This is a genomic window from Rhizobacter sp. P3_C12 (assembly GCF_056402735.1).
This window is the reverse complement of the sequence record NZ_JBFUGW010000291.1, coordinates 1-7,264: the sequence shown is the minus strand read 5'-3', so window position 1 is coordinate 7,264 and position 7,264 is coordinate 1. Positions and strand designations below refer to the sequence as shown.

The 7,264-nt window shown below is 72.3% G+C and carries 6 protein-coding genes; all 6 read left to right on the top strand.

Features of this window, described 5'->3' with window-relative positions; translation table 11 throughout:
• Window positions 1-664 (top strand): alpha/beta hydrolase (locus AC1DXV_RS28730; RefSeq protein ID WP_477936821.1); only part of this gene is annotated, 664 nt, incomplete at its 5' end.
• A gap of 304 nt (window positions 665-968) precedes the next feature.
• A complete protein-coding gene (locus AC1DXV_RS28725; protein ID WP_477867302.1) occupies window positions 969-1,205 on the top strand; it encodes a hypothetical protein in 237 nt (78 codons plus the stop codon).
• Window positions 1,206-1,217: 12 nt separating this feature from the next.
• Entirely contained in the window at window positions 1,218-1,394 is a 177-nt protein-coding gene (locus AC1DXV_RS28720; protein ID WP_477867304.1) for a hypothetical protein, read from the top strand.
• A gap of 236 nt (window positions 1,395-1,630) precedes the next feature.
• Window positions 1,631-2,914 (top strand): solute carrier family 23 protein, encoded by a 1,284-nt coding sequence (locus tag AC1DXV_RS28715; protein ID WP_477936819.1) that lies wholly within the window; start codon window positions 1,631-1,633, stop codon window positions 2,912-2,914.
• Window positions 2,915-2,962: 48 nt separating this feature from the next.
• The gene (locus AC1DXV_RS28710; RefSeq protein WP_477936817.1) at window positions 2,963-5,029 is read left to right on the top strand and encodes a diguanylate cyclase domain-containing protein; all 2,067 of its coding nucleotides are present in this window, start codon (window positions 2,963-2,965) and stop codon (window positions 5,027-5,029) included.
• The gene (locus AC1DXV_RS28705; protein ID WP_477936815.1) at window positions 5,026-7,101 is read left to right on the top strand and encodes a GGDEF domain-containing protein; all 2,076 of its coding nucleotides are present in this window, start codon (window positions 5,026-5,028) and stop codon (window positions 7,099-7,101) included. The genes AC1DXV_RS28710 and AC1DXV_RS28705 overlap by 4 nt, the downstream gene beginning before the upstream one ends.
• Window positions 7,102-7,264: the final 163 nt, after the last annotated feature.

The window sequence follows — 7,264 nt, the reverse complement described above, 5'->3', positions numbered from 1 at the left end:
GGGCACGGTCGCGGTCTACCGCCGCGCCGACCAGCCCGCCGGGCGGCCGACCGTGCTGCTGGTGCACGGCTGGGCCGGCGACGCGCTGCAGATGCGGCCGCTCGGCGATGCGCTGGCGGCCGCCGGCTTCGCCCCGGTGCTGCTGGATTTCCCGGCGCACGGCCGCAGCGCCGCGTGGCGCTCGACGCTGCCGCAGTTCGTGCGCGCGCTGTGGGCAGCCTCGGCCCGGCTCGGCCCGCTGCATGCCGTGGTCGCGCATTCGCTGGGCGCGCTGGCGGCCGGCCATGCCGCTGCCAGCGGCCTGCCGGTGAAGCGGCTGGCGCTGATCGCCCCGTCGCCGCCGCCCGGCCTCTTCCTGCACTGGTTCAGCGGCAGCTTCGGGCTGGGCGCCGGGCTGGCCGAGCGGATGGGCGCCGCGATCGAGCGCCGCGAGGGCGTGCCACTGCAGCAGTTCGAGCCGGCCTGGCTGGGCGAGCGGCTGGTCCAGCCGACGCTGCTGCTGCACGACGAGGGCGACCGCGTTGCGCCGCTGGCCGGCAGCCGGGCACTGCAGCAAGCCCTGCCCGACGCCTCGCTGGCCACGACGCGCGGCCTCGGCCACCGGCGGGTGCTGTCGGATGAGGAGGGCATCCGGCTCGTCGTCGAGCACGTGCGTGCCAAATAGATGAGCGGCGCGGCACGGCCCCTGAGCGGTCGCTGCCGGCCCTTGTAACCGTGGTTGAAAAACGCCGTTGGAATAAGTGCGGCGGATCGACGAATCCGGTCAAGTCTGTAACCGCGACCTTACCGTCTGGCCACAATTCGGCCGGCACGGACTTCGTCACGCGGCATTTTTGGTCCGAAGAAGGGTCGCAAGACCCGAAACCGGGCTGGCATGGAAGCTGCGCTTGACTGCGCACAGACTGCCAGTCCGGTGACTCTCCCGCTCCACACACCGGCAGCAGCTCCAACACAAGGACGTCGTTGCCATGTCGCTGTTCCATCGTCGTACGCCTTCTCCCCGCCGGGCCCGCCCGGCCACCCCGAGCTGCCGCGGCGGCGCCTCGTCGCTGTTGCGCCTGGCGCAGCCCGCGACCGGGCAGGGCGGTGGCAACGTCAGGCACTGGCTGGCCCGTGCCGCCAACGTGCTGTCGCCGGCCGCGGCCGAGATGGTCACCGTGCGCCCGAGCGAATTCGCCCCCAGCCAATGGCTGGTCGGCCACTGAAGGGGCCTCGCGATGGCACCCCGCACCGAACACATGATCGTCCGCCCGACGACCCAGCCGAGCGTGACGCGCATCACGCCGCAGGCCGGGAACTCGACCGATCGGTCGTTCAAGGTCCTGCAATCGAGCCGCGCTCCGGCGCAGCTGTCGTTGTTCCCGCCGCCCGGCAGCGTCCGCGGCACGCGTTGATTTCCAGACGTATGTGACGTCCAAGGGGGAACGGGCAAGCCGGGGTGGATGAGAGCGAGCCCCCGGCACCTGTCCCGTTTCCCCTCTTTTTTCACATCCGTCGAATTCCGTTTCCCCACCGCCACCCGGGCGCGCCGACCATCGGTGCCGGCCCGGGTGACTCGTTTCTGCCGCGCTCCTACACTGCGTCGCGCACCGCCCCGGGTGCGCAACGCAGAAGAACACAGGAGCACGACATGTCCCTCCCCACCTGGCGCGTCCGCAGCGCCCAACCCGGCGTGGTCGTCGCGCCCGACGAGCGCCTGCCGTGGCCGCAGACCTTCGCGATGGGCGTGCAGCACGTGATCGCGATGTTCGGCGCCACCGTGCTGGCGCCGCTGCTGATGGGGTTCGACCCGAACGTCGCGATCCTGATGAGCGGCATCGGCACGCTGATCTTCTTCGTCGTCGTCGGCGGCAAGGTGCCGAGCTACCTGGGTTCGAGCTTCGCGTTCATCGGCGTGGTCATCGCCGCCAGCGGCTACGGCGGGCACGGCCCGAACGCCAACCTGGGCGTCGCACTCGGCGGCATCGTCGCCTGCGGCGCGGTCGTGCTGCTGATCGGGCTGGCCGTCACGGCCGCCGGCACCGCGTGGATCGAGTCGCTGATGCCGCCGGTCGTCACCGGCGCGGTCGTCGCGGTGATCGGCCTGAACCTGGCGGGCGTGCCGATCAAGAACATGGCACCGACGTCGTTCGACGCCTGGATGCAGGCCGTCACGTTCCTGAGCGTCGGCCTGGTCGCGGTGTACACGCGCGGCATGACGCAGCGGCTGCTGATCCTGGTCGGCCTGCTGCTCGCGAGCGTCGTCTACGCGGTGCTCGCCAACGGCTTCGGGCTGGGCAAGCCGCTCGACCTGTCCGGCGTCGCCGCGGCCGCGTGGTTCGGCCTGCCCGGCTTCGCGGCGCCGGTGTTCCAGGCCGACGCGATGCTGCTGATCGCGCCGGTCGCGGTGATCCTGGCGGCCGAGAACCTCGGCCACCTGAAGGCGGTGGGCGCGATGACCGGCAAGCCGCTCGACGCGCTGATGGGCCGCGCCTTCATCGGCGACGGCCTGGCGACGATGGTCAGCGGCGCGAGCGGCGGCACCGGCGTGACGACCTACGCCGAGAACATCGGCGTGATGGCCGCGACCAAGATCTACTCGACCGCGATGTTCGTGGTCGCCGCGCTGATCGCGATCGTGCTCGGCTTCAGTCCCAAGTTCGGTGCGCTGATCCAGGCCATCCCGCTGGCGGTGATGGGCGGCGTCAGCATCGTCGTGTTCGGGCTGATCGCGGTGGCCGGCGCCAAGATCTGGGTCGACAACCGGGTCGACTTCGGCGACAACACCAACCTGATCGTCGCCGCGGTCACGCTGATCCTCGGCACCGGTGACTACACGCTGAAGTTCGGCGGCCTGACGCTCGGCGGCATCGGCACCGCGACCTTCGGTGCCATCCTGCTGCATGCGCTGCTGCGGCGCCGTCCTGGCCGCTGAGCATCCGGACCGCGCTCAGGTCCACCACTTGCTGGTCGATATCCACCGATGGACCCGATCCTGCGTGCCCCTGGGGCTTTCCCCCTGCGCCTGAGCTGCGTGCTGATCGCCGCGCTCGCGTGCGGCGGTGCGCGCGCCGCGCCGGTGCCGGCGTCCACGCCGACGCCGGCCGCTGCCTCGGCACCGCAGGCTGCCGCATCCGACAGCGCGTTCGCCGAATTCGAATCGACCGGCCGCGCCCGCCCATCCGACACGGCCGCGCTGCTGCGCACGCGCGTCGCCGCGCTCGCGATCGGCAGCGGCGAGTGGGTCGACGGGCTCACGCTGCAGGGCCTGATGCACACCGAGGCCTCGGAGTTCGACGCGGCCACCGACTGCGCCCGCCGGCTGCGGCAGCAGGCGACGCCCGCCACCGATGCGGCCGCGCGGCTGATCCAGGCCAGCATGGCGCTGAAGAGCGGCGACGCGCGCGAGGCCGACCAGCTGCTGAATGCCGCCGCGGCCGAACTGCCCGCGTCGACGCCGGCCGCGAGCCGCCTGCGTTTCCTGGCCGCGCATTCGAAGGCCAAGCAGCGCGCCGGCAAGCTCGACGACGCGGTGCGGCTGCACCTGCAGGAGATCGACCTCGCGGACCAGCTCGGCATCGCCTGGCACCGCGCCGAGGCCCGCTCGCGCGCCGCCTACTCGCTCTACAAGGCGCAGCAGCCCGAGCGCGCGCGCAGCACCAATGCCGAGGCGCTGGCGATCGCGACGGCCGCCGACGACAAGATCTCGCTGGCCCGCGTGCACAACATCCAGGGCATCCTGCTCGACGGCCCGACCGAGGTCGCCGCGGAGCTGCATTCGATGCAGTCCGCGATCAACTATGCGCACGAGGCCGGCGCCAAGCTCGACGAGGCGCTGCTGCTGGCCAACATGTCGGATTTCTTCCTGCAGCGCGGCGACTACCGCACCGCGCTGCGCCGCGCGCAGGAGGCGCTGCCGCTGACGCGCGAGGTGCGCGACACCAGCAGCGAGATCATCGCGCTGTGGAACATGGGCCTGGCCCACATCGGCCTGGGCGACGTGGCCGACGGCAAGCGGCATGTGGAGCTGGCGCTGTCGATGGCCGAGCGCCGCGGCGATGCGCCGCTGGTGTCCGACGTGCTGCTGGAGTTCGGCACCGCGCTCGAGAAGGCCGGCGACGCCGCCGCCGCGGTGCAGGCGCTGCACCGCCACCGTGCGATCGCCGACAAGCTGGTGCAGCGCGACCAGCAGAAGGCCATCCTCGAGCTGCAGGAGCAGTACGACAGCGACCGCCGCGGCCGCGCGCTCGCGCTGCTGAACAGCGACAACGCGATCAAGAGCACGCAGCTGCAGCGCCGCGACCTGCAGCAGCGCCTGTGGTGGCTGCTCGCGGCGACCTTCGTGCTGTCGTTCGCGGTGGTGCTGCTGATGATGCGCCGCGTGCGCCGCACCAACCAGGCGCTCGCGCACAGCAATGCGCAGCTGAAGGTGCAGAGCGAGCGCGACCCGCTCACCGGCCTCGCGAACCGGCGCTACTTCCAGGCGGCCATGAAGCAGATGTCGGTCGACGGCCAGCTGGCCGGCACGGTGTTCCTGCTCGACATCGATCACTTCAAGCGCATCAACGACGAGCACGGCCACGCGGCCGGCGACGCGGTGCTGGTCGCGATGGCGCAGCGCCTGGCCGATGCGCTGCGCGAGCCCGACCTGGTCGTGCGCTGGGGCGGCGAGGAGTTCCTGGTGGTCGTGCAGTCGCTGTCGCGGGAGCAGGTGGATGCGCTGGCGCAGCGGCTGCTCGATGCGGTCGGGCAGGTGCCGGTGCGCTGGCAGGGCCGCGAGATCGCGGTGACCGGCTCGATCGGCTTCGCGAGCTTCCCGATCGAGCCGACCGGCCTGGCGGTCGCGTGGGAGCCGGCGATCAACCTGGTCGACACCGCGCTCTACCTGGCGAAGGCGCACGGCCGCAACCGGGCCTACGGGGTCGGGCTGCTGCATGCGCAGACGGTGCAGGGGCTGCAGGCGATCACCGCATCGCTGGAATCCGCCTGGCGCGACGGGCAGGTCACGCTGACGCTGCTGCGCGGGCCGGTGCTCGAGGGCCACGCATGACGCTGTGGCACGGACTCCGGTGCGCGGGTGTCGCGTGGCTGTTGTTCGCTGCCGGCGCGACTGCGGCCGGCGTGATCGAGCAGTCGGACCGCCTGGTGCGCCAGGGCTACGACCGCCCGGAGCCGGCGCTGAAGGCGCTGCTGCAGCTGCAGCACGAACAGGAGGAGATCTCGCCGCGGCCGGTGCAGACGATCCGCCGCCTGCAGCTCGCCCGCGCGATCGTGCTGGCGCAGAACGGCCGCATCGGCGAAGCCGGCATGCTGGCCGAGGAGATCCGCACCAGCATGGCCGGCACCGAGGCGGACGAGGCCGACAGCACCGCGCGCGCCAACCTGGTCCGTGCGCTGGTCGCCGAGAACAACGGCCAGCTCGACGTGGCGGCCGCGCTGGCGCAGGCGGCGGTGCCGTCGTTGCAGCAGGGCTGCCCGGGGCCCGACGGTGCGCCGGCGGCCACCGCGCCGGGCTGTGACTACCGCGCTGCATGGCGCGCGCTGCAGGTGCTGGAGCGCCATGCGCAGAGCCGCGCGCTGTGGGCCGAGGGCGCGCGCCACCTGCGCACCGCCGCGCAGCTGGCCGAGGCCCAGCACGACGGCTACCGCCAGGCGCTGGTGCTGGGGCTGCTCGCGCTCGACATCGCGCGCCAGGGCGACATGCCCGGCGCGGTGCGCACGCTGCAGCAGGCGCAACGCGTGGCGGCATCGCTCGACGATCCGGAGGTCGATGTGCGGCTGCGGCTGCACGAGGCCCGCCTGGCCGACCTGCGCGGCGAGCATGAACAGTCGCTGCGGCTGGCCGAAGAGGCGCTGCCGATCGCCGCGCGGGCCGATTCGCCGCGGCTGGAGTCGCTGGTCAACGCCAACCTCAGCGACCTGTATGCGCGCCAGGAGCGCCCCGCCGATGCGCTGCGTGCGGCCGAGGCCGCGCTGCCGGTGGTGCGCCGCCACGGCGACCTGCGTGCCGAGCGGGTGCTGATCAACAACGCCGGGCTCGCGAAGATCGGCCTCGGCCGCCTCAACGAAGGCCGGCTCGACCTCGCCCGGCTGGTCGAGCTGTGGCAGCGCAACGGCGCGCCGGGCAGCGAGGCGCAGTCGTTGCGCGAGTTCGGCGAGGCGCTGGCGGCGGCTGGCGATGCGCGCGGCGCGCTGGAGCTGTTCCACCGCGAGCGCAAGCTGAGTGCCGAGGTGATGAAGGCCAACCGTGCCGCGGCGCTGAAGGACGTGCAGCAGCGCTACGACACCGAGAGCAAGCAGCGCGAGATCGAGCTGGTGAGCCGCGACAACGCGCTGAAGACCGCGGCGCTCGCGAACCAGGAGCTGCAGCAGCGGGTGTGGGCGCTGATGGCGGCGGTGCTGGCGCTGTCGGTGGGGGTCGCCGCGCTGCTGTACCTGCGGGTGCGCGAGATCAACCGCCGGCTGCAGGCGAGTCATGCCAACCTGCGGCTGCAGAGCGAGCGCGACCCGCTGACCGGCCTGGCCAACCGCCGCCAGTTCCAGGCCGCGATGGCGCGCAACGGCACCCAGGGCATCGAAGGCGCGCTGCTGCTGGTCGACATCGATCATTTCAAGCACGTGAACGACGGCCATGGGCATTCGGTGGGCGACGCCGTGCTGGTCGAGGTGGGGCGGCGGCTGGCCGGCTGCGTGCGCGAGCGCGACCTGGTGGTGCGCTGGGGCGGCGAGGAGTTCCTGATCCTCGCGCCCGAGGTCAGCGCCGAGCAGGCGGAGCAGCTCGCGGCGCGCGTGCTGGAGCAGATCGGGCGCGAGCCGATCGCCAGCGGCACCGACGGCGGCCCCGACGACGTGCTGCGCGTCACCGCATCGATCGGCTACGTGCGTTTCCCGCTGCCGCCCGACGAGCTGCCGGTGCCGTGGGAGCAGGCGGTCAACCTGGCCGACATGGCGCTCTACACCGCGAAGGGCCAGGGCCGCAACCGCGCGATCGGCGTGGTGGGCGCGCAGCTGCGCTCGCCGGACGAGCTGAAGGCGATCGAGAACGACTTCGACAGCGCCTGGCGGGACGGCCGGGTGCGGCTGCATGAGCAGGGGGGGCCGGAGCCGGATTTGTTCTCGTAGTTTTTCTGCTTGCAAAGGCATGTGGGGGGAGGCTGGGGCTCGCCGGCCGGTGCGGTCTTCGCCCCCTGGGGGGCGAAGACTTCCCTCCGCTGACTGGTTTCATGGCCCGTCGCCCAAACTCCCGCCACTCACTTCGTTCGTTGTGGTCAAACAGTGGGCGACA